Annotated in this window: 22 protein-coding genes and 1 pseudogene; 9 read left to right on the top strand and 14 right to left on the bottom strand. The window is 73.2% G+C overall.

Annotated elements, in window-relative coordinates:
* Nucleotides 1–24: 24 nt before the first annotated feature.
* Both ACIBCA_RS29005 and ACIBCA_RS29000 read left to right on the top strand, forming a co-directional pair.
* A complete protein-coding gene (locus tag ACIBCA_RS29005) occupies nt 25–4,815 on the top strand; it encodes an RHS repeat-associated core domain-containing protein (protein ID WP_396285968.1) in 4,791 nt (1,596 codons plus the stop codon).
* A 5-nt stretch (nt 4,816–4,820) separates the two neighbouring features.
* Complete coding sequence (locus ACIBCA_RS29000) at nt 4,821–5,231, top strand: hypothetical protein (RefSeq protein ID WP_396285967.1); 411 nt, start codon at nt 4,821–4,823, stop codon at nt 5,229–5,231.
* A 282-nt stretch (nt 5,232–5,513) separates the two neighbouring features.
* Here the strand turns inward: ACIBCA_RS29000 and ACIBCA_RS28995 are convergent, their stop codons facing one another.
* The 9 genes from ACIBCA_RS28995 to ACIBCA_RS28955 form a co-directional block, all read right to left on the bottom strand.
* A complete protein-coding gene (locus ACIBCA_RS28995) occupies nt 5,514–6,323 on the bottom strand; it encodes a class I SAM-dependent methyltransferase (protein ID WP_396285966.1) in 810 nt (269 codons plus the stop codon).
* Between the two features lie 143 nt (nt 6,324–6,466).
* A complete protein-coding gene (locus ACIBCA_RS28990) occupies nt 6,467–7,597 on the bottom strand; it encodes a hypothetical protein (RefSeq protein ID WP_396285965.1) in 1,131 nt (376 codons plus the stop codon).
* Nucleotides 7,594–7,899 carry a helix-turn-helix domain-containing protein gene (locus ACIBCA_RS28985; RefSeq protein WP_396285964.1) on the bottom strand — a complete coding sequence of 102 codons (306 nt, stop codon included), beginning with the start codon at nt 7,897–7,899 and terminating at the stop codon, nt 7,594–7,596. Before ACIBCA_RS28985 ends, ACIBCA_RS28990 begins: the two co-directional genes overlap by 4 nt.
* Nucleotides 7,896–8,645, bottom strand: coding sequence for a hypothetical protein (locus tag ACIBCA_RS28980; RefSeq protein ID WP_396285963.1), 750 nt, complete (start codon nt 8,643–8,645; stop codon nt 7,896–7,898). Before ACIBCA_RS28980 ends, ACIBCA_RS28985 begins: the two co-directional genes overlap by 4 nt.
* 54 nt (nt 8,646–8,699) lie before the next feature.
* The gene (locus tag ACIBCA_RS28975; protein ID WP_396285962.1) at nt 8,700–9,074 is read right to left on the bottom strand and encodes a hypothetical protein; all 375 of its coding nucleotides are present in this window, start codon (nt 9,072–9,074) and stop codon (nt 8,700–8,702) included.
* Nucleotides 9,071–9,946, bottom strand: a complete 876-nt coding sequence (locus ACIBCA_RS28970; protein ID WP_396285961.1) for a hypothetical protein — start codon at nt 9,944–9,946, stop codon at nt 9,071–9,073. The genes ACIBCA_RS28975 and ACIBCA_RS28970 overlap by 4 nt, the downstream gene beginning before the upstream one ends.
* A gap of 122 nt (nt 9,947–10,068) precedes the next feature.
* Nucleotides 10,069–10,740 carry a Crp/Fnr family transcriptional regulator gene (locus ACIBCA_RS28965; RefSeq protein WP_396285960.1) on the bottom strand — a complete coding sequence of 224 codons (672 nt, stop codon included), beginning with the start codon at nt 10,738–10,740 and terminating at the stop codon, nt 10,069–10,071.
* Nucleotides 10,741–11,102: 362 nt separating this feature from the next.
* Entirely contained in the window at nt 11,103–11,573 is a 471-nt protein-coding gene (locus ACIBCA_RS28960) for a hypothetical protein (RefSeq protein ID WP_396285959.1), read from the bottom strand.
* 162 nt (nt 11,574–11,735) lie between these two features.
* Complete coding sequence (locus ACIBCA_RS28955) at nt 11,736–13,313, bottom strand: CehA/McbA family metallohydrolase (RefSeq protein ID WP_396285958.1); 1,578 nt, start codon at nt 13,311–13,313, stop codon at nt 11,736–11,738.
* Between the two features lie 233 nt (nt 13,314–13,546).
* Between ACIBCA_RS28955 and ACIBCA_RS28950 the strand changes: the two genes are divergently transcribed.
* Nucleotides 13,547–14,485: a polysaccharide deacetylase family protein gene (locus tag ACIBCA_RS28950; RefSeq protein ID WP_396285957.1), complete on the top strand. Its 939-nt coding sequence runs from the start codon at nt 13,547–13,549 to the stop codon at nt 14,483–14,485.
* Nucleotides 14,486–14,637: 152 nt separating this feature from the next.
* Here the strand turns inward: ACIBCA_RS28950 and ACIBCA_RS28945 are convergent.
* From ACIBCA_RS28945 to ACIBCA_RS28930, 4 genes and pseudogenes are all read right to left on the bottom strand, one after another.
* Nucleotides 14,638–14,757: pseudogene (locus ACIBCA_RS28945) on the bottom strand (helix-turn-helix domain-containing protein); the annotation flags it as partial.
* A gap of 208 nt (nt 14,758–14,965) precedes the next feature.
* Nucleotides 14,966–15,349 carry a barstar family protein gene (locus tag ACIBCA_RS28940; RefSeq protein WP_396285956.1) on the bottom strand — a complete coding sequence of 128 codons (384 nt, stop codon included), beginning with the start codon at nt 15,347–15,349 and terminating at the stop codon, nt 14,966–14,968.
* A gap of 26 nt (nt 15,350–15,375) precedes the next feature.
* Complete coding sequence (locus tag ACIBCA_RS28935; protein ID WP_396285955.1) at nt 15,376–16,044, bottom strand: 4'-phosphopantetheinyl transferase; 669 nt, start codon at nt 16,042–16,044, stop codon at nt 15,376–15,378.
* A gap of 226 nt (nt 16,045–16,270) precedes the next feature.
* Nucleotides 16,271–16,486 (bottom strand): hypothetical protein, encoded by a 216-nt coding sequence (locus ACIBCA_RS28930; RefSeq protein WP_396285954.1) that lies wholly within the window; start codon nt 16,484–16,486, stop codon nt 16,271–16,273.
* A gap of 285 nt (nt 16,487–16,771) precedes the next feature.
* Between ACIBCA_RS28930 and ACIBCA_RS28925 the strand changes: the two genes are divergently transcribed.
* Both ACIBCA_RS28925 and ACIBCA_RS28920 read left to right on the top strand, forming a co-directional pair.
* The gene (locus ACIBCA_RS28925; protein ID WP_396285953.1) at nt 16,772–19,051 is read left to right on the top strand and encodes a protein kinase; all 2,280 of its coding nucleotides are present in this window, start codon (nt 16,772–16,774) and stop codon (nt 19,049–19,051) included.
* Between the two features lie 30 nt (nt 19,052–19,081).
* On the top strand, nt 19,082–21,337 hold the full coding sequence (locus tag ACIBCA_RS28920; protein ID WP_396285952.1) for a protein kinase: 2,256 nt from the start codon (nt 19,082–19,084) through the stop codon (nt 21,335–21,337).
* A gap of 168 nt (nt 21,338–21,505) precedes the next feature.
* On the opposite strand, the gene ACIBCA_RS28915 is transcribed toward ACIBCA_RS28920, so the two are convergent.
* Complete coding sequence (locus ACIBCA_RS28915; RefSeq protein WP_396285951.1) at nt 21,506–22,669, bottom strand: FHA domain-containing protein; 1,164 nt, start codon at nt 22,667–22,669, stop codon at nt 21,506–21,508.
* 253 nt (nt 22,670–22,922) lie between these two features.
* Here ACIBCA_RS28915 and ACIBCA_RS28910 point away from each other — a divergent pair, with 253 nt between their 5' ends.
* From ACIBCA_RS28910 to ACIBCA_RS28895, 4 genes are all read left to right on the top strand, one after another.
* On the top strand, nt 22,923–23,891 hold the full coding sequence (locus tag ACIBCA_RS28910; protein ID WP_396285950.1) for a DUF6528 family protein: 969 nt from the start codon (nt 22,923–22,925) through the stop codon (nt 23,889–23,891).
* Nucleotides 23,892–24,189: 298 nt separating this feature from the next.
* On the top strand, nt 24,190–24,636 hold the full coding sequence (locus ACIBCA_RS28905; RefSeq protein ID WP_396285949.1) for a hypothetical protein: 447 nt from the start codon (nt 24,190–24,192) through the stop codon (nt 24,634–24,636).
* Complete coding sequence (locus ACIBCA_RS28900; protein ID WP_396285948.1) at nt 24,633–25,163, top strand: acyl-CoA thioesterase; 531 nt, start codon at nt 24,633–24,635, stop codon at nt 25,161–25,163. Before ACIBCA_RS28905 ends, ACIBCA_RS28900 begins: the two co-directional genes overlap by 4 nt.
* A gap of 77 nt (nt 25,164–25,240) precedes the next feature.
* The gene (locus ACIBCA_RS28895) at nt 25,241–25,636 is read left to right on the top strand and encodes a DUF2267 domain-containing protein (protein WP_396285947.1); all 396 of its coding nucleotides are present in this window, start codon (nt 25,241–25,243) and stop codon (nt 25,634–25,636) included.
* Nucleotides 25,637–25,750 lie beyond the last annotated feature (114 nt).

The raw sequence follows: 25,750 nt of genomic DNA, 5'->3' as shown, positions 1-25,750 counted from the left end.
GTCGGAGTACCTGGCGTCGCAGTCGTGTTGGACGGCGGGTGCGCTGTTGTAGTTGTTGGCGGCGCGCCCCGGACCCAGGTCGTCAGCACCTACCTGCGGGGCATGGACGGGGACGCGACCAGCAGCGGGACCAGGAACGTCTCCGTCTCCTTCACCCCGTATCCCGGCGCGGCCGCCGTGACCCACACGGACGACAAATGGCTCGCCGGCGCGGTACTGGGCAGCCAGACCTTCGACCGGGCCGACGGCTCCGTCGTCTCGGCGAGCTCCACCTTCACCAGCGACCCCGTCGTCACCGCCACCCGGAGCCAGTCGGGCGGCATGCCCGACGTCGTGGCCCGCTTCAGCGCGACCAGGACGACGGACAAGAGCTGGGGCAGACTGTCCGACGGCACCTGGCGCACCACCACCAAGGTCCGCACCTCCGACCCCGACCCGGCCCACGGCAACCGCCCGCTCCAGGTCGACGACCAGGGCGACGGCACGCCCGCGGCACCCGAGACCTGCCTCACCACCAGCTACGCCGACAGCACCGACCCGATGATGGTCATGCTGTCCTCCGGGACGACGACCGTGGCAGGCCCGTGCACCACCACGCCCGGCCCCACCACGACCATCGCCGCGACCCGGGGCTACTACGACGGCAAGCCCTTCGGCGGGGCCCTGGCCGTCGGCGACCAGAGCTCCTCATGGACGCTCGACCACTACGACACCGCCGGTCAGGCGGTCTACACCCAGCTCACCGCGACCACCTACGACGCCTACGGCCGCCCGCTCTCCGTGACCGGAGCGAACGGCGCCACCACCACGACCGCCTACACCCCGGCCACCGGCTCCCTGCCGGTCAAGACCACCGTCACCGGCCCGATGGGCGCCGACTGGGCCACCACCACGACCGTCGACCCCGCGCGGGGCCAGCCCCTGGTCGCCACCGACCAGAACGGGCGGGCCGAGACCCGGAAGTACGACGCCATCGGCCGGCTCGTCGCGGTGTGGAAGCCCGACCGGGCCACCAGCAAGTCCGCCAGCTTCGTCTTCGAGTACGCGCTCAACGGAACCACCGCCGCTTCCGCGGTCACCACGAAGTCCCTGCGCGAGGGCGAGAGTTACAACGTCCAGACCGAGCTGTACGACGGACTCGGCCGGATCCGCCAGATTCAGCGGACTCCCGCCATCGGTGGCGACGGCCGACTGATCACCGACACGGCCTACGACTCGCACGGCTGGGCGATCAAGACCTCCGAGGCGTACTTCGACCCCACGAGCCAGCCGAACGGCACGGCCTTCGTGGCACCGGACTCCCAGGTGCCCGCCCAGACCTGGGTGACCTACGACGGCATGGGCCGCGCCACCACCAAGGCGTTCGTCTCCTACGGGCAACAGCAGTGGGCGACCACGACCGCCTTCCCCGGCGTCGACCGCACCGACACCACGCCGCCCCAGGGCTCCTTCCCCAGCAGCGTGTTCACCGGCGCCCGGGGCAAGACGACCCAACTGTGGCAGTACCGGACCGCCACGCCGACCGGTGTGGCCGCCGATGCGGACATCACCTCGTACGCGTACACGCCCAGCGGTGAGACCGCCAAGCGCACCGACTCCTCGGGCAACGTCTGGTCCTACGCCTACGACCTGCGGGGCCGCAAGGTCAGCTCGACCGATCCCGACACCGGCACGACGCTGACCACCTACGACGTCGCCTCCAACGTCGCGTCCACCACCGACGCCAAGGGCGGCGTCCTCGCCTACTCCTACGATGTCCTCGGGCGGAAGACCGGTCTCTACGCCGGGTCGGTCAGCCGCGCCAACCAGCTCGCGGGCTGGACGTACGACACCCTGCCCGGGGCCAAGGGCAAGCTCACCTCCTCGACCCGCTACGTCGGCGGGGCCGACGGCGGCCAGGTGTACACCCAGGCCGTCACCGGCTACGACACCGCCTACCGCCCGCTCGGCACGGCCACGACCATCCCGTCGGCCGAGCGCGAACTCGCGGGCACCTACACCACGACCAACCGGTACTCGGCGATCCTCGGTGAACTGAAGCACACCGACCTGCCGGCGGTGGGTGGTCTTCCTGCCGAAGGCATCGACTACCTCCGCATCAACACCGGCCTGCTCATCTCCTCCGGCGGCCTGAGCAGCCTGGTCTCCGACGTCCAGTACGACGAGACGGGGCAGCCGGTCGTCACCACGGTCGGCGACATCGGCACCCAGGTCGTCTCCACCCAGCAGTACGACGCCGCGACCGGTCACCTGATCAACTCCTACCTCGACCGGCAGGTCGGCAAGACCACGCTGGACGCCACGTCCTACACCTACACGCCGTCCGGCCGGGTCACCTCGGTCAGCGACCTGCAGAACGGCACGGCCACCGACACCCAGTGCTTCACCTTCGACCACCTCGGTCGGGTGACCAACGCCTGGACGGACACCGGCGGTACCACCACCCGCCCCAGCGGCGCCTGGACGGACACCGGCGGCCACACCACCGGCAGTGGCCCGGCGGCCTCCGTCCCCGGCATCGGCGGTTGCGCCAACGCCAACGGCCCGGCCGTCAGCGGAAGTCCGGCCAAGCCGTCCGTCGGTGGGCCGGTCCCGTACTGGCAGAGCTACACCTACGACGCCACCGGTAACCGGACCGGCCTGACCCAGCACGACCCGGCCGGCGTCACCGCCAACGACGTCACGACCGTCCAGACCTTCGGCGCCCCCGGCACTGCCAACACCAGTACCAACGCCCCGAACAGCGGCGGCGGAACCGGCGGCCCGCACGCGCTGCTCACCAGCACCACCACCTCGTCCGCCGGAACGAAGAAGGCCACCTACCAGTACGACGCGCTCGGCAACACCACGGCCGTCACCGACACCACCGGCACCACCAACCTGACGTGGAACGGCGAGGACAAGCTCGCCTCGGTCACCAAGACCGGTGAGGCCGAGGGGACTTCGTACCTCTACGACGCGGACGGCAACCAGCTGATCCGCCGCAACCCCGGCCGTACCACCGTCAACCTCGGTGCCGACGAGCTCACCCTGGACACCAAGTCCCGGTCCATGTCCGACGTGCGCTACTACAGCTCGCCCGGCGGCATCACCATCACCCGGGTCACCGCGGCGACCGGCGGGGGCAAGCTGGTCTACCAGTGCGCCGACCCGCACGGCACCAACGGCGTCCAGATCGACACCGACGCGGCCCAGACCGTGTCGCGCCGCCCCACCGACCCCTTCGGCAACATCCGGGGCACCCAGCCCGACCCCGCCACCTGGGCCGGCGACAAGGGCTTCGTCGGCGGCACGCTCGACCCGTCCACCGGCCTCACCAACCTCGGGGCCCGCGAGTACCAACCCGTCACCGGCCGCTTCCTCAACCCCGACCCGCTCCTCGGCGACGGCGACCCCCAGCAGTGGAACGGCTACGCCTACAGCAACAACGACCCCGTCAACGCCAGCGACCCCAGCGGCCTGTACGGCAGCTGGTGCACGACCCAGGAGTGCGCCGAAGGAACCACCAAGAGCGCCGGCAGCTGGTGCGCGACCATCCAGTGCGCGGAAGGCACCTCGGGCACCGACCCGGCGGCCCTCCACCCGACCACGGCCAGCAACGGCTCGGGCAAATCCGGCAACGGTGGCTCGAACGGTGGTGGCGGCGGCGGGGGAGGTGACGGTGGAAACGGGCGCGGCACCGAGAAGTGCGACTCGTGGTTGTCCTTGTCCGGAGTCAGCTGTCACATCGGCAACGGGGCCAAGCGCGTTCAGAACTTCACCACCGACCATCCGGTGGTCCGCGAAATCATCGTCGCGACGGTCAGCACCATCGCCGGATCGATCTGCCTCAGTGCCGGCGCGGCCACCGGTCTCGCCACCGCCGGTGCCTCCACGGCACTGGCCGCCGCAGGCTGCGGCGCGCTGGCGGGTGCCATCGGAGGTGACCTCAACAACATTCTGGACGGCGACGCGGATCACTCGGCCAAGGGCGTGTTGACGGACACCGTGATCGGTGCTGACTTCGGCCTCGCGTTCGGCGCCCTGAGCGCTCGTGCACCTGGGTGCAACAGCTTTCCTGCGGGCGCCCAGGTCCTGCTCGCCGACGGTACGAGCAAGGACATCGACAAGCTCTCCACCGGCGACCTGGTCACGGCTACCGCGCCCACCACGGGCGAAACACGCCCCGAGCCCGTCACCGCGACCATCACCACCCCCGACGACCAGGACTTCACCGACCTCACCATCGAGGCCAAGCCCGGAGACCGAGCCCCACCGGCCAGCCCCCTCACCCCGGCTCAAACCCTCACCACCACCTGGCACCACCCCTTCTGGGACGTCACCACCAACCGCTGGACCGACGCCTCCCAGCTCCACCCCGGCGACCAACTCCGCCAGCCCGACGGCAGCACGATCACCGTCACCACCGTCCGCAACCACCACCGGGCCGCGGTCACCTACAACCTGACCGTCGACCAGCTCCACACGTACTACGTGCTGGCAGGTAATATCCCGGTCCTTGTTCACAACTGCCCGAAGGCGGTCAACCTTCCTGGGTGGCGAAAGGTGGACATCGATATGGACCATATCCTTGACCGGCACACCGCAGCAGGTAACACCTACAAGCAAAGCGGAATAAAGACGAAGTTCCCGGATGATATGGGGCCAAAGCAGATCGAGTCTACAATTCGCCAGGCATATAAGTCGTCTTCGACCGCAGGGCCTTCTCAGGGGGATCGAGTCTTCCTTAGGGGATCGTCCAACGGGCTTGAGATAGAGATGTGGGTTAACAGGGAGACGCGCATGATTGAGACTGCATATCCGGTCTGGAGGTGAAGCCGATGAGTTTCGAGGTGTTCTGTGATATAGAAACTCTCGATCTCGCTAGATCAGGTTCTATCTGGGGCGACGTCTGGATCAATATCGACGGATTCGACTTTCCGGAATCGAATTGGAATGATATGCCGCTCGCATTCCTTGTGGAGTTGCTTGACGCGATCGCTGATGTCCGCCGCAGGGAGGGTGACAGGAGAGTAAGGTTCTTCGACGGCCCGTTCTGGGTCGATCTGAGCGGTCAGGGTGATGGTACCGTGAGCATTTCCACTAACGCTCCTGGCGGGGATAAGCAGGTGACGGTCAGCGCTCGCGACATATCTCGATCGTTGGAGGCGATTCGGGTCAATGTGGTCCGCGCATGCCTCGGGCGCGGATGGGGTGAGCATCTGGACGTCCGTCGTTTGCAAGCCCAATAGCAGGCAATCGGCGGGAGTCCAGGGCTTCGCGGCGCGTGGTTAGTCGGTCAAGTCGCGAGCAGTTAATGCAGGAGCCCGGCTGGGATTTCCAGCCGGGCATCCTGCATGGGCAGCGGTTGAGTTCGACGATGATATGGGCCAGGCGCTCCGGACTGGCGGAAGATTGCAGTCGGATGGGTTGGGGGTGCAGCGACATGGCTGAGGGTGATGGAGCGGGTTGAGAATTTGAGAGCCTCTTCCGGGTGAATTCGGGAGAGGCTCCCAATCGTCTTGACGGTAGCGTCAGCGGGTGGCGGTGAGGAGGTGGTAGTCGAGGAGGCCGTCGCGCCAGGCGGGGAGGAAGTTGCGGGTCCAGTGGCCGGTGGGGACGGTGTCGGTGAGGTAGCGGTCGAGGCCGGGCCAGACGTCGGGGCCGATGGGGGTGACGGAGACGGAGGTGAAGCCTGAGGTGGCGAGATCGGTGGTGAAGTCGTCGAGGGTGTGGGGGACGTCGAGGCCGTCGGCGAAGCTGGCGAGGAGGATCTTCAGGCGCTCGGCGATCTCCGGGCCGGGGGCGGCGAAGAAGGTGGTGACCACCAGGCGGCCGCCGGGGCGCAGGACGCGGGCGGACTCGCGGGCGAAGCTGGTCAGTTCGCGGAAGTGCTGGGCGGCCTCGACGGAGTAGAGGCCGTCCAGGGAGGCGTCGGGGAAGGGCAGTTCGTCGGCGGAGCCGAGGGTGTAGGCGAGGCGGTCCGGATAGGTCGCCAGGGCGAGGGCGTTGACGGTGCGGGCGCGTTCGATCTGGTCGGGGTGGATGTCCACGCCCGTCACCGAGGCGAACCGGAACTCCCGTAGGGCCAGGGCGGCGCCGAGGCCCCGGCCGCAGCCGACCTCCGCGAGGCGCTTCCGTTCGCGCGGCTCCTCGAAGGCGCGCAGCACCCGGCGGTAGAGCTGCTCCTGGCTGCGCACCCGGTCCTCGGCGGTGGGTGCGGTGAGGTCGATGCCCTGCCAGTCACCGAAGTTGATGAATCCCCCGGCGAACGACGGTGCGGTCGACAGGTCGTCCGTGCCGTAGGTGCGCCGTACCGTCGGCGGGATGTGGTTGTGGTCCATGGCCGCTGGGTCTCCGTGCTCGGTTCGCGCCCGACCCTCGGGCGCGCGGGGTACGTACCCAAACGTGTACCGCTCCGAACACGGAACGTGACGATTGGGGTGAGGGGGTGTGAGGGGGTGTCAGAGCGTCTCGGTGGCGGTGGCTACTGGAGGGCGCGGGCCCGGTTCTCCCAGGACTCGATCTCGGTGAGGACCGTGACGATGGCGCGGACGGCCGCGGCCATCTCCCGGGCGGGGGTCCGCAGGACGCGGGAGTAGCCGGACACCTGGCGCATGAGCGACCCGAGGGCGACGATGTCGTGCGTGCTGTGCCGCATCTGGACGCCGGTGTCGATCAGCCCGGCGAGCATGGCCGGTGTCTGCGGGTCACGCTCCTCCGGGGGTTGCTGCTCGACGAAGTCGAGCAGCGCGTGGATTCCGGCGTTGACGTCCCCCATGCGGCGCGCGAACGCCTCGGTGCTGGAGCGGAACGCGGCGGAGGGGGCGGTGATGGCGTCGGAGAACCGCTTGACGACCACGAGCGCGGCGTTGGGCGACTGGTTGGGTTTGGGTGGCGTGGCCGTGAGCTCCTCGGCCGCGGCGGCGAAGAGCGCGGTCGCCTCCTCCATGTCGGAGAGGTCCGCCATGGCGGCTTCCATCTGCACCTCGGCCTGGGCGATCCGGTCGAAGAGTCCGGGGGCGTCGTCCTCGGCCTCCGCGGCGCCCTCGACGGCGGGGGCGGCACCGGGGACGGCGCCGGGGGCGAGCGAGGGGACGAGCGCGCCGCGCGAGGTGCTGACCGCGGCGAAGGTGCCGAAGCCCTTGCTGAGCCCCTCCGAGAGGAACCGGTGCAGCTGGTCGCGGGCTTGGACCAGGCCGCTGCGGTCGCGCCGGAACCGGATGGTGCGCTTGCGGGCGATGTCGAAGGGCAGGAGGCCCGTTTCGCCGATCAGGATCGTGGGTTTGCCGGCGCGGTCGCGGTAGCCGAGCTCGTACATGACGTTGGGGTTGCCGCCGCTGACGTCGGCGATGACGAGGTCGTCCTCGTCGAGGTGGGCGAGGATCTGGTCGGTGATCTCCCCGGCGTCGGCGATCGCGTCCGCGCGCAGCGGGTCGATCCCGTGCGGGCGGCAGGCGGCGCGGACGACTTCGTCGTAGACGAGGAGGGCGCGCTCGAAGACGCGCCGCTCCGCGCTGTCGAGCTCCGCGTGCTCGTCACCGATGGGGCCGATGACGAAGCAGGTGGGCGCCGCGGGCTCGTCCGGTTCGGTCGCGGTGATCGGCATGAGGGTCATCGCGGTTCCTCCGTGGTGGTGTTCCGGCCGTCGAGGCGGGCGGCGTGGTCGGCGCCCTCGGCCAAGTGGCTCGCGTAGACGGGGAGTTCCTCGACGTCCAGGGCGCGCATGAGCGAGGTGGTGGGGACGCGGTACTGGTACCCGACCCGGAGGACCCGGCAGGGGAACGAGCCGAGCTGGACGAGGCGGTAGGCGGTGGCCCGGCAGACGCCGAAGGCCCTCGCGGCGGTGCCGAGGTCGACGCACACCGGCAGGTCGAACGCCTCGCCGAAGGTGAGCGCGCGTTCGGGGGAGTAGCTCATCGGGGGCTCCCGGCAGGTCGGAGGGACAGGGTTCCGATGCGGCGGCCGGCCCTCGGCCGGCGGGCCCGGTGGACGATGTCGTGCAGCCCGATCCCGACCGCCATCGCGCCGAGGCGCTCGCCCGCGAGGCGCTCGCGGGAGACGGTGAAGTGCAGCGGGGCGGTCAGGCCGTCCGGGCGGTCGGGCGGGGAGATCTGCAGTTCCCAGGAGTCCGGTCCCGGCTCCGGGGGCTGCCACAGGACGTCGCGCCTGTCCGTCAGGGCGACGAAGTGGGGGACGGTTCGCTCGCGGACACCCTGGCGGGCGAGGCGCCAGGCGCTCCCGGTGGCCGTGCGCATCACGCGCTCGCCGGCGAGTCCGTCCCCGGTGTCCTCGAACCGCAGGGAGCCCTCGATCACTCCCAGGACGGCGGCGGCCTCGAGGTCGTTCCGGTCGGTGCGGAGCCGGCGGTGGATGCGGTGAACGGCGCTCCGCAGCCGGGGCAGCGCGAGCCAGACGGGCAGGACGTCCCACGGCGGCGGTGACTCCGGAGAGCGGGCGGTCAGGACGGCGAACCGCCAGACGGCCTGGGCCAGCGGGCTCGTGCGGCCCGGTCCGTGGACGAGGTCGCGGGCGTCGGCCGGGGTGAGCTCGAACCGGCCGTCCGCCGTGGTGACGCGGAAGGTGTGCGGGGGGAGGGCGGGGTCGGGCCGGGCGACCCGGGACTCGACCGCGTCGAAGAGGCGTACGGAGGGGGTTGGGGCCACGGGCTTCTCCTGATCGGAGGGGGAGGGGGAGGGGGCGGGGGTACGGGGGCGGGGTCAGGGGCTCGGTTCCGGGCCGGCGAGCAGAGGGGCGAGCTGCCGGAGTGCGGCGGCCGCACGCAGGGCCGGCGCGGTCAGCGCGGCGAGGGCTCCGGTCAGCGCGATCAGGCGCACGGTCAGGTCGGCGGGCCGGGGGCGGGGCGGGGCGTCGGTGGCGGGTCGCTGACGGCTCCGGACGGCGTGCTCGGGCGAGGGCCCGTAGATGTGGACCGCCCCCACGTAGGCGCCGTTGAGGTTGGCGCCGTGCGCGACCGACTGGTGGTGGGAGGAGGTCCAGGACGACGGCGGCGGGGCGTCGTCGTCCGGGAACCCGTCGTCGTCCGGGAACGCGTCGTCGTCCGGGAACGCGTCCTCGACGGCGGTCGCGGTCACCGGGCCCCCGGCGTCTCGGAGCCGGTCGTCAGGTGGGTCTCGACGGTGTGGATGATCGAGTCCATGGCGTTGACGCCGTTCTGGACCCGCTGGGCGCGGATCGACCGAGGGGTGGGCACGCGGCGGGGCCGGCCCGGTGCGCCCGGTCCGCCCGGGCCGGGGCGCGGGGTGGGCGCGGACGGCTTGGGCGCTCCCGGCGCGGGGTCCGTGCCGGGCGGCGGCGGGAGCAGGCCGCCGGACGGCGAGGGCACGTACATCCAGGCGCGCTGCGCGAAGTCCTTGCCGTCGACCTCGGCGTGGACTTCGGTGAAGCGCTCGCGGGGCAGCCCGCAGTACCCGCCGACGACCACGTCCCGGTAGAGCGGGTCGGAGACGATGGCGACCAGCGGGGTGGCGTTCGGGCTGCCGAGGGCGAGGTAGTCACGAGCCGGCCGGGAGTCCAGCAGGCGGTGGAGTTCGCTGCGCGGCGTCGCGTTGCCGTCGCCGGGCCGGCCGCCGGTGAGCGGCACGGAGCCGGCGTGGACGCTGAGCCGGAGCCGGACGTTCGGGCCCGCGCCGCGCGCGTTGTGGGCGAGGAGGACGTCGTTGAACCGGTCGATGAACGGGTGGAGGACGAACGGGAGGAACTCCGGGGGGAAGCCGAAGGAGAGCCCGTCGCCGGTGCTGGTGGTGAACGGGCGCGGCATGGAGCCGAGCCCCGCGAGGTCGAGGGCCCGCTCCAGGGTCTCGGCGATGGCCCGGCTCAGGGCCGCCTGCTGCGCGGCCGGCAGCTTGGTGGAGTCCTTCGCGTCCACCGCGAGCAGGCCCTGACGGGGCGGAAGGGGGCGGCTGGTGTGTTCGGTGTGCTTGGACGGTTCGTACGGCTCGGACATGGCACTCCTCGAAGGAATCGGATTTCCGGACCGCGAGTGCGGTCGCCTTTCGAGGATGTGCGCCGGGCGGAAGCCGGGAGGGAAAGAATTTTGCCTCCGGAACGGGTGTGACGTGGCTCACGTCACGACCTGGCGCGGGTGCGTGCTTTCTCGCTCCGCGCTTTCGCGATTGAGTCGTCCAGACGGGCGGTCTCGCGCAGGGCGGCCTGGTCCCTGATCTCGATGCTGGGCCAGTTCGCGCGCACGGCCCCGCAGGTGGAGAGGTCGGCCACGGCCTTGCGGAGTGTCGGGACGGACACGCCCAGCAGCCCGACGATGGCCTTCTGGGTGATCCCGTGCAGGGTGGGCGAGCCGTAGCGCCGGGACAGGTCGAGCAGGAGCCGGCTCGCGCCGACGACCGCGCCGAAGGGCCGTGCCCCGGTGAGCCGGTTCGCGGCGAGGTGGTGGTCGTGTGCGCTGAGCAGGAGCTGGTCGAGCAGGTCGTGCTGCCTGATGAACGCCAGGAACTGCCGGCCGCCCACGGCGACCGTGACGGTGCGGCGGACGGCACGGACGTTCGCGTTGCGCGGGCGGCCGCCGAGCACGCCGGTGTCGCCGAGGAGTTCACCGCGGCAGCGGAGGTCGAGGACGGTCTCGCTGCCGTCGTGGTGGGGGTCCGTCACCTGGGCCCAGCCGCTGCGGATCAGCCGCACGTCGTCGGCGACCGCTCCCTTGAGGAGGATCAGGTCCCCGGGCCGGTAGACCTCGACGCGCCCCTTCGTGAACAGTTCTGCCAGCTTCTGCTTGAATTCCATGGCATTCCCTCCGGATTCCCGTACTTCTCGCCCGGCTGCTCACGGATCCGTCCCGTGGTTTTCCGGTTCGTATTCCCAGGGGAATGATGAGGGCGCACCGAGGGGCGTGAAAAAGGGCGTGAAACGCCGAATGGTGCGACGGGAATGCGCGCGCATCGAATCGTGCCCGGAGCCTGCCGGGACATGCGCACTTGCGTGCGCCCCGCAGCCGATTCCCGTGTGGCGGCCGTCCGCGCCGTCCGCGCCGTCCGCGCCGTCCGCGCCGTCCGCGCCGTCCGTGGTGTTCGTGGAGTTCGCGGCGTTCGCGGGGACGGTCAGGGGATCGCGCCGTACCTGACGGGCGGACCGAAGGGGCTGGGGGGCTACCAGCCGAGGAGGTGGGTGCGGTGGGGGAGCGCGGTGAGGATGGTGTCGGCGGTGGCTTCGGGGGTGGTGGGGCCGTCGTCGGGGGTGGGAGGGAGGACGACGTAGTGGAGGGGGGCGCCGGTGGTGCGGCTCTCGCGGCGGAAGGTGTCGAGGGTGGGCGGGGCGGTGGGGGACTCGACGATGACCTGGTAGCCGCCGGTGGCGTAGGCGAAGGCGGCCTGGGCGGCGGCTGCGAGGGCGGTGGCGGTGCGGCGTTGGGCGTCGAGGGGGGTGTCGAGGGGAGTGGGGGTGTCGCGGATGACGCGCAGGAAGTCGTCCGTGCGCAGGTGGACGCTCGGGTGCAGCCGGGCCGTGAGGAGTTCGGCGACCTTGCTGTGCCCGGCGCCGGACGGGTCGACGAGGACGAGGACGCCCCCCGCGCCCCGACCGCCCCCGAGTTCCGGCCCACCTACGGTCGTACGGTTCACAGCTGCTGATCCCTTCGCGGGCCGGGGGAGGGGAGGGGAGCCGGGAGTCGGCGGCGGCCGGGCCGTCCGGATACGGACAGCCGACCGCCTCATCCCTACGACTGACGCGTTCGGGGATCAACCTAGTCCACTCGGGTGGTCCGAGTCGTCCCCCACCCGGGCTCAGCGGCCCCCGGCGCTCAGCACGATCGGGTTGGTCAGCGCGGCCATCGGGCCCCAGGGGAGGTCGGGCCCCATGGAGTTGCCCTTGCCCGGCGTGCCGTCCGCCTTCGGGTGCCGCACCTCGGCGCGGACGTACGCGGCGAGGGAGGCGGTGGTGCGCCACACGATCGTGCCGGAGCCGTCCGCGGCCAGGGGTTCCTGGTGCATCTGGCCCTCGTCGGTGATCAGGCGGACGGTGCCGCCGGGCACCCCGGAGACGGTCAGGCGCACGTCCACCGGCGCGTCGGCGGGGACGGTCAGCTCTTCGCCGATGCCCGCGCTGCGGCCGTGACCGGTGGCGGTGAGCTCGAGGTGGACGGCGGAGGACTCGGCGAGCCAGCTGCGCCCGTCGCGCAGCCCGTCGAGGATCGCGTCGCGGGTGAGGTCCTCGGCGAGGACGACGTTGTGCGGGGAGCCGATCACCTGCGGGGCGCTGTGGGCGTCGCTGTTGCCCATCGCGGGCGTCCAGGAGCGGCCGTGACGCAGGGCGACGGCGAGCTGGGAGTCCCAGGTGTCGACGGCCGACTCGTCGTCGTACGTCCACGGGCCGTTCCACACCTCGACGGCGTCGGCCTGCTCGTAGCCGAACTTCCACTGGCAGGCGACGTACGGGCAGTACGGGTGCGCGGGCACCACCAGGCCGCCGGAGCGGTGGACCTGGCGGACGAAGCGCGGGAACTCCTCGTCGCGGGAGCGGTAGCGCCAGTCGACGAACTCGCCGGCCTCCAGGCCGAGGGCGAGCCAGTGGCCGTTGCGGGTGGTGATCTCCTCGCCGGGCAGGATCAGCAGGTCGGGGCCGGCCAGCGGGCCCCAGACGGCGTGCGAGGAGCTGGTGTTGTGGTCGGTGGAGACGATGAAGTCCAGGCCCGCCGCGCGGGCGCCGGCGGCGACCTCCTCGGGGAGGCGGCGGCCGTCGGAGTGCACGGTGTGGAGGTGGCAGTCGCCCCGGTACCAGGCCCGGCCGCGGCCCCGGGCGCGCTCGGCCGGGTAGTGCGGGGTGAACGCGGGCCCGGGCTCGCCGAACCTGAGGGTCACCTCGACGTGGTAGTCCAGGCCCTGCGGGGCCACCTGGTAGGGGCCGAGCACGATGTGCCAGGTACCGGGGTTGATCGGGCCGGGCAGGTAGCCGGGGGTGGCGGCGTCGCGGGCGAGGCCGAACTCGGTGCGGAAGCCGCCGGACCAGCCGCGGAAGCCCTCGCCGCCGAGGTCGGTGCCGCGTTCGTCGAAGATGCCGATGTCGCAGGAGTTGCCGGGGGTGCCGGCCGGGACGGGGGGCTTGTCGTAGCCGTAGGTGACGGCGATCTCTCGTACGCCCTCGGGGACTTCGACGGGGAGGTAGACGAAGTCGGGGCAGCCGGTGGGGAGATGGCCGGTGAGGGTGAGGCTTTTCGGGGACGGGGACGGGGACGGGGAGGAGGCGGCGGCGGGGGTGGGGGTGGACAGGGGGAGGGCGGCGGCGCCGGTGGCGGTGGCGGCTGCGGCTGCGGCGAGGGTGGTGCGCAGGACTGTGCGGCGGGTGGGGTCGGCCTCTGCGGGCATCGGGGTCTCCGGGGGCTGGCGGCGGGCGGGTCGTCCGTGCGCCTACCCCGGAGGGTGAACCGGCGGTGAGGCGGGGGTCACGGGGGTGGGGCGGGCCCGTGAAGGGGTCGCGGGGGTGAGCGGAGGGGGCCGGGGGGTGAGTGGAGAGGGAGGGGTGGAGTTGCGGGGTGTGACCGATCATCGGTTCATAGGGGAGGGGAACAGGTGATCGGTGGAGAGTGGAGGAGACGGGTGTGGCGCTGAGTCGGCGGGTGCTGCTGGTGGCGATGGCCGGGGGTGCGCTGGCGGGGTGCCAGGGGACGGCGGGGCGGTCGGCCGGGGCGGGGGCCCTGCCCTCTGCGGGGGCGGCGGCTTCGGCGGGGGCTTCGGCGCAGGCTACGGCCACCGTGACGGGTTCCATAGCGGCGACGCCCTCGCCGGCGCCCACTCCCACGCCCGACCCGCCCGCGAGCGAGCCTCCGGCCCAGGAGCCGACCCGCGCCGAGATGGTGCGGCGCTACGGCAGCACCGCCCCGACCGACTGGGGCCTGGAGGTCGCCGGGGTGCTGACCGCGCTGCCCGAGGGCGAACGGGCGACGGCCCTGACCTTCGACGCCTGCGGGGGCCCCGGCGGCAACGGCTACGACGCCGACCTGATCGACTTCCTGCGCGCTCACGCCGTCCCGGCGACGCTGTTCCTGAACGCCCGTTGGATCGACGCCAACCCGGACACCTTCGAGCGGCTCGCCGCCGACCCGCTGTTCGAGATCGGCAACCACGGCACCGTCCACCGCCCCCTGTCCGTCACCGGCCGCTCCGCGTACGGCATCGCGGGCACCGGGGACGTCGGCGAGGTGTACGACGAGGTGGCGGGCAACGCGAACAAGCTCACCGCCCTGCTCGGCCACCCGCCCCGGTTCTTCCGCTCCGGCACCGCGCACTACGACGACGTGGCCACCCGGGTGGTCGCCGACCTGGGCGAACGCGTCGCCGGGTTCACGGTGAACGGGGACGGCGGCGCCACGCTGAGCGCCTCCGAGGTGCGGCGGGAGGTGGCGGGGGCCGGGCCGGGCGCGATCGTCATCGGCCACATGAACCACCCGGGAGGCGGCACCGCCCCCGGGGTGGCGGCGGCGGTGCCGGGGATGCTGGCGGCGGGGCGCCGGTTCGTCCGGCTGTCGGACGTGATTTGACATCCTCCCCGTCTGTCCACGTCCCGCAGGGACTGGATCAGAGGGTCCACACCGACCGAGGCGAGCCACGCCCGCTCGGCGGTGCGCTTCGCCCCGGTGATCACCAGCTTCTGCAAGTCGGTGATCTTCGGGTAGGGCTGGCCGTCCTTACGGGCCGCCTTCCGAGCCACCAGGGCATCGTTGTACACCACCCGCGCACACCCGAACGTCCGGGCCAGCGCCTTGAGCTGACCGGCCGTCGGACAGATGCGATAGGAGTACCGAAGGTGCACAGGATCAACCTAGCGGGAGCCACTGACAACGGCTCCTGCCCAAACCTCCGAAGCCCACTCCGCCGCTTCGCGGCTCCGGGCCAAGGGCCCTCCCCGACCGTCTGGGCCGGGAGGCCCCCATCTCCCCGGCCCGACGGCCGGGGCATCCCGGGAGATCAAAAGTGATCCGGCGCGGCGATCCGACGCGATGCGACCCGGCGGGCTGGGCTCAGGCCAGGCGCAGGCCGCCCGGGTGCTCGTCCTCGATGATCCGCACCAGCCAGTCGTAGACCGTCGGCCCCTTGCCGGCCCGGGCGTCGGCCAGTTCGGCGGCGATGCGCGGGCGGTTGGTGGGGTGGGCGTGGGCGAGGCGTTGCTCCAGCCGGCGGACGGTCTCCGGGTACCCGAGCCTGCGGCGGGAGACCTCGTGGTCGCGCCATTCGATGAGGTAGTCGCCGTCCTCGGGGGTGCCGTAGCCGCCGCGCAGGCAGTCGGCGAAGGCGTCGAGGTTGCGGCCGAAGTAGCCGTCCTCGCCCATGGCCCTGCCGACCGCGTCCCAGAAGTCGTCCAGCGAGCCGATCCGATTGCCGTCGATCACATAAGTCACCGTCACGGGGTCGAGGATATGCCGCAGGCACGCTACGAGGGCGCGGGCGCGGGCAGGACGGCGATCGCCGTGGCGAGCAGCCCGTCCCGGACGGTCCAGCGGCCGTCGAAGCCCGACAGCGGCCGGCCGTCGACCACGGGGGCGGGCACGAGCACCCGGGCGGAGAAGGTGCCGTCGGCGGAGATCGTCAGCTCCGCCTCGGTGAACTCCAGGAAGCGCAGGGCCAGCGGGAACCAGGCCTTGTAGACGGACTCCTTGGCGCTGAACAGCACCCGGTCCCACGGCACGTGCGGGTGCGCGGCGCTCAGCGCGGCGATCCGCCGCTGCTCCGAGGGCAGGGCGACGACCTCCAGCACGCCCTCCGGCAGCGCCAGCGCCGGCTCGGCGTCGATGCCGACCGAGGTCAGCTCCCCGGCCCGGGCCACGGCGGCGGCGCGGAAACCGTCGCAGTGGGTGAGGCTGCCGACCACGCCCTCCGGCCAGCTCGGGGTGCCGCGCAGGCCCGGGACGAGCGGACGGTACGGGACGCCCAGGCGCCCGAGCGCCAGGCGGGCGCAGTGGCGGACGCTGGTGAACTCCAGGCGGCGCTTCTCCACCGCCCGGGCGACCACCGCCTCCTCCTCGGGCTCCAGCCGGGCCTGCGGCGGATCGCCGTACGCGACCTCCGTCACCACGACGTCCGGCAGCAGTTCCCCGATCATGCGTCCGTCCCCCTCCAACCGGCCCGCGCGGCTCGGTCGATGCCCCGCGCGAGTCGACCCTACCTAGGGCGTGTCTGACAATTCCCGCCGGGCGGTCGCCGCCGGAGCACGCACCTCGACGGCTTCTCGTCAGTCGCCAATGCTCCGCATGGACTCCCTCCTCGGCCCCGCCGATGCACGCACCCCAACGCCGCCCGCTGACCCGACGCCAATTGTCAGACACGCCCTACTGCCCGAGGAGGCGGGCGAAGTCCAGGCCGAGGCTGCCGAGGACGGGCAGGGCGCCGAGGTCGGTGACGCCGCCGACGGGGATGCTGTAGCCCTGGTTGACCTCGCGGGGCGTAGCGGTGGGGGTGGTGGCGGCGGCTGCCGGGGCGGAGGCGGCCGCGGCGGCCGGGAACAGGACGGTGCCGAGGAGCAGGGCGGCGAGGGCGGTGCGCATCTGGGGGCCTCCGGAGGGTGTGGGGTGCGGGGTGCGGGGTGGCTGGGCGTGGGGTGACGGGGCGGGGTGACGGACTGACAACCTCGGTGGATGCGGGGCGGTCACGCGCTGTCGCCTCTTCGGCCGTACGCTCTCCCGGAGCAGTCCGGGTCGCGGCGAACTCGTGTACGGAAGGAAGCAGTTCACGCGATCGCCGGAACCCTGCCGGGCACCCGGGCCGCTGTGGAATCATCGGCATGCCCCGCCGCGACGGCGGGCGCGGTCGGGGGACCTGGAGGGCGCGCGATGTCGGCGGGGGAGTGGATCGGGCCGTACCGGGTGGTCGGGCGGCTGGGCGCGGGCGGCATGGGCGAGGTGCTGCTCGGCGTGGGACGGGACGGAGGGCTCGCCGCCGTGAAGACCGTCCGGCGCGACCTGCTGGACCACCCCGAGGCGGCGGACCGGTTCCGGCGCGAGATCGAGGCGCTGCGCGCGGTCGGGAGCCCGTACGCGGCGCGGCTGCTGGACGCCGACCCCGAGGCCGAAGTGCCCTGGCTGGCCAGCGAGTTCGTCGCCGGACCGCGGCTCGACCGGGCGGTGGCCGAGTGCGGGCCGCTGCCCGTACGCGTGGTCGCCGAGCTCGGGCTGCGGCTGGTGGAGGCGCTCGCCGACGTGCACGGCCGGGGCCTGCTGCACCGCGACCTCAAACCCGGCAACGTGCTGGTCGCTGACGGCGGTCCCAAGCTCATCGACTTCGGCCTCGCCCGCGACGCCGACGACGGCGCCGCCGACGCCGACGAGGAGACGCTCACCACGGACGGGCTGGTGCTCGGCTCGCTCGGCTACATGGCGCCCGAGCAACTGGCCGACGCCCGGCGGGCCGTCCCCGCCTCCGACGTGTTCTCCCTCGGCGCCGTCCTGGTCTTCGCCGCCACCGGCACCGGCCCGTACGGGAACGCCCCGGCGCCCGCGATGCTGCACCGGATGGCCCGGGCCGAGACCGAACTCTCCGCCGTGCCGGAGGAGTTGCGCGGCATCCTCGGCGCCTGCCTGCTGCGCGACCCGGCCGGGCGGCCGACCCTCGCCGAGCTGGCCCCGGCCCTGGAGGCACTCGGGCCGGCCGGGTGGTGGTGGTCACCGGAGATCGGGCGGATGATCGAGCGGAGCGCGGCCGAGGCCCGGGCGGCGGCGGGCGGGGCCAGGTCGGGCTGGACCAGGTCGGGCTGGACCAGGCCGCGCCGACGACGGCTGATCGCCTTGGGCGCCGCGCTCGCCGTGCTGGTCGCGGGCGGCACGGCGGCCGCCCTGCGGTGGGGAGGCGACGGGGGGAAGCCGACGGCCGTCGCCGTCCCCCCGGGGCTCACCGGCGTCACCGACAGGGGCGGGCCCGGGGGCAACCGGGCCTTCCCGAGCGGGAAGAGCCGGCTGCCGGCGAGCTTCAAGCCGTGGTCCGCCTACCTGGCCGACCAGCCGACCGGCTGCTCGCTGGGCCGGGGCACCCTCGTCTGCCGGCTGGTCGACGGCAGCCTCCAGGCCCTCGACACCGCCGACGGGCACCAGCGCTGGCGGGTCGACCTCGCCAGGGACCCGAGCGTGCAGGCGCAGCCGGACACCGAAAACGGGCTGCTCCTCATCCCCCACGACGGGGAGGGCCCGGCGATCGAGGGCGACCGCGTCGCCAGCTCCAGCCGGGAGGGCTCGCTGCGCGTCCAGGAGCTCACCAGCGGCCGCGTGCTGTCCACCACCCCGTTCGGCAAGGACGTCTCCCTCTACGAGGAGCCCCTCGCCGTCGGCGACCGGCTCTTCCTGACGGTCTGCGACCACTCGGGCGCGGAGATCGGCTGCGCGTTCAGCCTGAAGGCCGCCACCTTCGCCGGGGGCGAGCCCGTCTGGAGCCGCGGGCTGGGCCACAACGGCCCGAGCACCGCCCGGCTGCGGCTCGTCTACGGCGCCGAGGCCGCCGACGGGCACGCCGTCTACGCCTCCACCCCGGACGGGATCGCCGCCCTCGACCCGGGCAGCGGCGCGATGCTCGGCACCCTGTCCGGGCAGTGCAGCCCGTTCGCGCTGACGGGGTCGAAGGTGCTGTGCCGGACGGGGGAGGGCCTGGTCACGGCCGGGGCCGGGGACTTCGCGGGGCGCAAGGACCTCGCCGACGCCAACTCGGCGCTCCACGACCAGAAGTGGCAGGTCAGCGCGGGGGACGACACGGTGATCGTGAGCCTGAACGGGGCGACCGGCATGCTGAGCGCCCTGGACGCCGCCACCGGGGCGTCGCGCTGGGAACAGAACCTCGAACACACCGGCACCTCCGGGAACGCGCTCCACCCGGGCATCGCGCCGCCGATCCTGCTCGGCGCCAGGGTCGTCACCATGACCGACAGCCGGCTGATGCTGGTTCCCGTGGACCCGTCCGGCACCCCCGTCGTCGTGGAACTGCCCAAACCCGCCGGCGCGCCCGGGATTCACGTGAACATGGGCCGCTTCCCGGACTACGCGCACCCCCGGGTGCTCGCCCTCGACGGGCTGCTGCTCGCGATCGGCGGGGACGGCGCCGTCCACGCCGTCGCGGAGTCGGCGCTGTGAGGTCGTGACGCTCAGGGAAGGGAGGACGCCGTGCTGCAACCGCTGCCGCCGGACCAGCGGCGCCTGATCGGGCCCTACCTGACGCTCGCCCGGCTCGGCGCGGGCGGCATGGGGGAGGTCCACCTCGCCCGCTCCACGGCTGCGGGCGCAGAGGTGGTCGCGGTCAAGACGCTGCTCCCGCAGGCGGGCCCGGACACGCCGGAGCTGCGGCTGCGGTTCCGCCGCGAGATCGACTCCGCGCGGGCCGTCGCCACCGCCCTGCCCGGCGCGCTCGTCGCCTGCGACCCGGACGCCGAACCGCCCTGGCTCGCCTCGGAGTTCATCCCCGGACCGACCCTCGCCGAAGCCGTGGAGACCACCGGCCCGCTGCCCGAGGAGTCCGTACGGGCCCTCGGCGCCGAACTCGCCGCCACCCTGAGCGCCGTCCACGCCCGGCGGCTGCTGCACCGGGACCTCAAACCCGGAAACGTGCTGCTGTCCGGCCTCGGGCCGCGGCTGATCGACTTCGGCATCGCCAAGCCGCTGGACGGCACCGTCCTCACCGCGATGGGCCAGGTCATCGGCACCCCCGGGTACATGTCGCCCGAACACCTCGACGCGGAGACCGAACTCGGGCCCGCCTCGGAGGTCTTCTGCCTGGCCTCGGTGCTCGCGTACGCCGCGTCCGGGCGCGGCCCCTTCGACGGCGGGCAGACGCAGGCGGTGCTCTACCGGATCAGCCGGGCCGAGGCCGACCTGTCCGGGGTGCCGGCCGGGCTGCGGGCGGTGCTGGCCCGGTGCCTGAGCCTGCGTCCGCAGGCGCGGCCCGGGCTGGAGGAGCTGATCGCCGAGCTCGCCCCGGGGCCGGGTGCGGCTGCGCGCGGGTGGCCGCCGGCCGTCGAGGCGCTGTGCGTGCGGTACGAGCGGGACGCGGCGCACCTGGCGTCGCTGCCGGTGGTGCCGCCCACTGCTGATCCTGGGCAGCGGGCCCGGTGGGCTCGCCGGGGGGTGCTGGCGGGGGTGGCCGGGGCCGGGCTGGCGCTGAGCCTGGTGGGGGCGTTGCTGGTGCCCGGATGGCTGGCCGAGGATGCGCGTACGGGCGGGGGCTCCCCGGCGCCGTCCGGCTCGGCTGCTGCCTCCGCTGTCGCGGCGCCTCCTGCTGCGCAGCCCCTCGTCCAGGCGGGCGGCGACCTCGCGGCCAGCGGGGAGTTCGGCGCCGCGGCCCTCGACGGCACGGCGGTCCCCACCGGGTGGAAGCCCTGGAGCCGGCAGCTGGGCGTACGGCTGGGCGGCTGCGCGCTCGGCGGGGGCCTGTTCGTCTGCTCCCGCTACGACGGCGGGCTGGTCGCCCTCGACGCCGACGACGGCACCACGCGCTGGAGCCTCGACCCGCACACTCCGCTGCACGGCCGTCTCGGCGACGCGAGCGTCAGGGCGCCCGTCCTGGCGGACGGCAACGCCTACACCACCGACGGCACGTACACGCGCGCCGTGCGGCTGGGCGACCACGCCGTGCTGTGGGAGAAGCCCGTCCGCGGCGGCTGGATCGCCAGTGGGGTCACCCTCCTGTGGGGCACGGTCGTCACCGAGACCGCCGATCCGGCGAGCCCGCACCTCGGCGGCAGCGGCGAGACGGACCACGGCGAGCTGCGGGGCAACGCCGCCGTGGACGGGCGGGAGGAGTGGACGGCGCCCGTCGACTCGGCCGGGGTCGCGCCGATCGTGCTCGGCGAGAAGCTGTACGCGGCGTCGGGGCGGCGCCTGGAGATCGTGGACGTCCGCGACGGGCAGGTCTCCGCCGCCGCGGCGGCGGACTGCCAGGGACTCCACGGGTACGGCCAGTGGGTGATCTGCGCGGGAGGCGGCATGATCACCGCCTTCGACCGGCAGCTCGCGGGTGGCGCCCGGCCCCTGATGAACGGGACGGGGCTCCACCTGGCCCTCGGCGCGGGCGGCCTGCTGGTGGTGAACGGGATGCGGCACGGCTCGTACCTGGCCCTGGACGTCGCCAGTGGGCGGCTGGTCTGGAGCTACCAGAAGCCGGAGAGCCAGGTCAGCCCGACCACGGGCCTGCTCCTGGCGGGGGACGAGGTCGTGGAACTGACCGCCGCCTCCCCGGGGATCATCGACCTGTCGAAGGGGTCGAACGCCGTCCCGAGGCCCGTGTCGCCGGGTGCGGCCGGGTGGCCCGGCAGCCGTGAAGGCGGGGGTGCTTCGGCGGGCGCGCCCTCGGCCGTGCTGGCGGGCGGGCTGCTGTACACGGGATTCGCGGACGGCACCGTCCAGAGCGACTACGCGCCGCGCTGAGCGGCGGCGCACTACGGAAGTAGTGGCACTGCATCCGTAGTTCTGCCTCACTCCCGCCACAGCACTACGGATGTAGTGCCACTACTGGCGTAGTTCCGTCCCGCCCCCGGGGCAGGACTACGGACGTAGTGCCACTACTTCCGTAGTTCCACGGCGGGCGTCGTGCGACTACGCCCCCTCCCACCCCAGCAACGTCGTGCCCTCGCCCCCCGCGCCCAGCTCCGGCGGCAGGGTCTGCTCCGCCGTGAAGTGCAGCTGCCCCGACATCCGCACCGCCACCGAATCGCCCAGGACCAGCCGGTCGTCGACGCCGAAGGCCACCCGCTCACCCGGCTCGACCCGGCGGGCGGCACCGGACTCGCGCACCACGACCGTGCCGTTGCCCGAGCCGAGGTCCACCGCGTATGCCTGCGGGGTGTCGCCCGTACGTTCCAGGGAGACCACCAGGTGCGCCCGGCTCACCCGCTTGACCCCCAGCGGCGCCGGCAGCTCCTCCGCCGCCAGGTTGAGCCCCTGGCGCAGCGCGCCGCGTCCCAGCTGGACGGCGTCGCCCACGCTGACCGGGAAGCGCAGGAACTCGCCCGCCGACAGCCCGCCGGGCAGGTCCGGGGCGGTGGCGTCGGAGACGACGAAGCTGCGGGTGACGCCGCGCGGCCCGAGCCGCTCCAGCAGCGAGCCGCAGACGCACACGGCGCGCCCGCCGGAGCCGACGGTCGGCCAGCCGAGCAGCCCGTCGGGCCAGCGCAGCGCGGTGTCGCAGCCGATCGCCGTGCAGCGCCAGTGGCTGCGCAGGATCTGCTGCTGGTCGCGGTGGTCGGGCTCCAGCAGGCGCAGGTACTTGAGGTCCTTGACCTGGATCGCCTTGGACACCCGGTGTGCGGGCAGCGGCACGATCGCGCTGGGGTGCAGCCGCACCCGGGCGTCCGCGTCGGTGCTCCAGGCCAGGACGCGCTGCGGCTGCTCCTCGATCCAGGGTTCGGCGCGGCGCAGGTCGGTGAACAGGTCCGAGCTGATCACGTGCCGGCCGCGCTCGCGGGCCAGGCGCAGGAACACCGGGTCGGCGTAGGGCACGAACCGGATCTCGTCGAAGCCCTCCGCCCCCGGGTCCTGCCGCAGCCGTTCCAGCAGGGCGCGGTCCTCCGGCAGGAGGCTGCGCAGCAGCGAGTTGTCCCCGACTAGGTCCACCGGGGCGCCGGCGCCGTACTGCTCGCGCCAGGCGTCGCGGATCAGGAACAGCCGCTCGAGCAGCGGGAACTTGCGGCCGACCGGAGGGAGGTGCTTGGACCAGCACACGTTGGAGACGTCGATGACCGCACCCGGGTGCTTGCGCACTGTTCCTCCCCCTGGACCCTCTCGTACCGGAGCCCCTCGTACCGGAGCCCCTTGTATCGGAGCCGCTCGAACCGAAACCCCTCGGACCGAAATCCCTCGGACCGAAGCCCCTCGAAGGCCCCGGATCCGGGCCCCTGGCGGGATGCTAACGGGCCGACAGGTCGGCCGTGGGCCGGACCGGGATCTTCGGCGCCCGTCCCCCGGTCGCGTGCCAGGGCGCGCGGCTGCGGCGCGGAGTCGGCACGGTGGGGGTGTGCTTCGAACCCCGTGCCTCGTCGGCGCCGCCGTCCTGCTCCTGCTCGGCTCGCCCCTCGCCGGCCGCGCCGACGCCAGGTCGTACGGCTGGGAGGTGGTCGTGGTGGACCAGGCCTCGCGCAGTGCCATGGTGCTGCAGAGCGCCGAGGAGCTGATGGCCTACCAGGGCCCGGGCCGGCTGCCCGTGGTGTGGAGCTGGAGCGCCGACCGGGAGCCCGCGCTGGCGGACCTCCGCCCCGCGCGCAGCTGGACCAGCCCCTCCGAGGCGAAGAGCCGCGTCCGGGCGGGCCGCCGGTACCTGGTGACCACCGCCTCCGGCGGGCTCGCCGCCGTCGTCGACACCGCCACCGGCCGTACCCGCTGGGCGACGGACGTCGGCGGGGCCGCCAACCCGCACAGCATCGAGCTGCTCCCGGACGGGAACGCGGCGGTCGCGGCGAGCGCGGGCGGCTGGGTGCGGGTGTACGCCGCCTCCCAGGGGCCGCGCGCCGCCGCGTACGCCGAGTACCGGCTGCCGGGCGCGCACGGGGTGCTGTGGGACGGCCGGGCGGGCCTGCTCCGGGCGGTCGGCGACGCCGAGCTGGTCGCGCTGCGCGTCGGCGGCACCCCCGCGGCGCCCACCCTCACCCCCGTCCGCCGCACGCCGCTGCCCGACGGGGGCGGGCACGACCTGGCGGCCGTCCTCGGCGCGCCCGGGCGGTTCTGGGTCGCCACCCTGCGGCACCTGTACCGGTACGACCCGGCCGCGGACCGGTTCACGCCCGTGGAGCTGCCGGGGCCGCACGCGGACCGCGACCTCAAGAGCGTCGGCGACGAGCCCTTCACCGGCCGGCTGCTCACCGTCGCCCCCGAGCACACCGGCCCGTGCGACTGGTGCACCTCGGTGATCACCCTGCACCGGCCCGAGGGCGCCCGGACCCTGCGGTGGACGTACCTGTACAAGGCCCGGTGGTGGAGCATCCGCTAGCAGATCGGTGACGCTCGGTAGCCGATCTGGCGGGCCGAGTCGGTGATACCACCCGATTCGCCGAAGGCATTCGGCTGATGGGGCATATTGTGTACCCCGGCAAACTACTCCAATGGAAGTCAGTTTCCCGTTGACCTCCGCAAACCATCTGCCGACCCGCGCCGACTGGGATAGCGTCGAAGGTGTCGGGGGGCCGACACCGATCCGATGCCGATCCGGTGCTGATCCGGTGCTGATCCGATGCACGAGAACACCAGCCGCTGGCCGTGAACGGCCGGAATACGCCATGGAGAAAAACATGACGACGATGCGGAACCCGCAGAACGCGCTCGGCGCACCGCACCCGGGGAATTCCCTGGTGAATTCCGCGGTGGATTCCGCGGTGGATTCCAGGGCCGACTCCGGGGCCGGCGCCACCCAGGGTCCCACCCTGGACGCCACCCCGGAGAAGAAGTCCGAGAAGATCGACGACCTCCAGCTCGCCGTCGACTCCCTCGCCGCGTTCCCCGCCCGGGGCGCCACCGGCGGCGCCGACGTCACCGAGCGGCTCGCGGCCGTCGCCGACCTGTGCCGCTCGGTGGACGCCGTCCTCGACAGCCTCGTCGTCCAGGCCGCCGCCGAGGCCGCCGAAGAGGGCTGGACCGCGGCCCGGATGGCCGCCGAACACTCCGGCTACTACGCCCGGTTGCAGCGCGCGCTGCTCCCCGCGGGCGGCGGCGTCGGCACCGGGCTGACGGAGCAGTGAGCGCGGCGAGCCCCATCGGGCACGTGCTGTCCTGCCCCACCCGGTGGAGCGACGTCGACGAGAACGGGCACATCAACAACGCCCGGCTGGTCGGCTACATCCAGGAGGGGATTTACGACCTGTTCTGCCACCACGCGACCGCCGTCCGGGAATCGCTGTTCCCCTCCGGATTCATCATCGCGAGGCACGAGATCGATTATCTGGAGCAGTTGCACCACCGCCCCGAGCCGCTGTCCGTACGGTTGACCGTGGAACGGATCGGGCGGAGTTCCGCACATGTGGAAGTGAATGTCTGCCGGACCTCCCTCACGTTTATGCGGGCGCGGACGGTGGTGGTCGCGCGGGACCGGGAATCCGGGCGTTCGCGCAAACTCAGCCAGAGCGAGAGGCGCTTTCTCGCCGGGTTTATGCCCGAGGCCGAGTCGGCCGCCGTCCTCAAGGCCCCGGGGCAGCGGATGCCCGTCGGTGGTGGCAGAGCGTCATCGCCGTCCGGACCGCGCCGCCTCTGCCGCACGGCGGCGGGCTGAGGGCCCGCAGTACGCTGAGCAGGACGGGCACCGGTGCCGTCCCGCCGGTCGCCCACGCCGACCGGAAGGAGGACGTGATGACCATCTCCTGGGAGGACTTCCTCGCCCGCATCGTCGAACGCGGAGAGTACCGGGGCGAGGCCGAGGCCGACCACGCCGCCCGCGTCGTGCTGGCGCTCCTGGGCGAACACCTCGTCGGCGCCGAGCGCACCGAACTCTCCGCCGCCCTGCCGGACACCTACGCGGGCCTGCTGCGCGACGCCCGTCCCGCCGCCGAACCGCTGACCGCCGAACGCTTCGTCCAGGCCGTCGTCGGCTGGATCCACGGCGCGACGGAGGCGACCGCGCAGTGGGACATCGGGGCGGTGCTGAGCACGGTCGCCGACCTGGCCCCGCCGGAGCTCGTCGACCGGGTGCTCGATCAACTGCCGGACGGCTACGACCTGTTGTTCGGCCACCCGCTGCGGTCCTGACAGGAGTGGGGCGGGGGGGGGGGGGGGCCGCCCCGCCGACCACCCCCCCCGCCCCCCCGGCCCCCCCCCCCCCCCCCCCCCCCCCCCCCCCCCCCCCCCCCCCCCCCCCCCCCC

Origin of the sequence: Kitasatospora sp. NPDC051170, from assembly GCF_044455705.1 — a bacterium.
Classification (GTDB): domain Bacteria; phylum Actinomycetota; class Actinomycetes; order Streptomycetales; family Streptomycetaceae; genus Kitasatospora.
The sequence above is the reverse complement of the archived record's forward strand: the minus strand, read 5'-3'. Positions and strand labels throughout refer to the sequence as shown.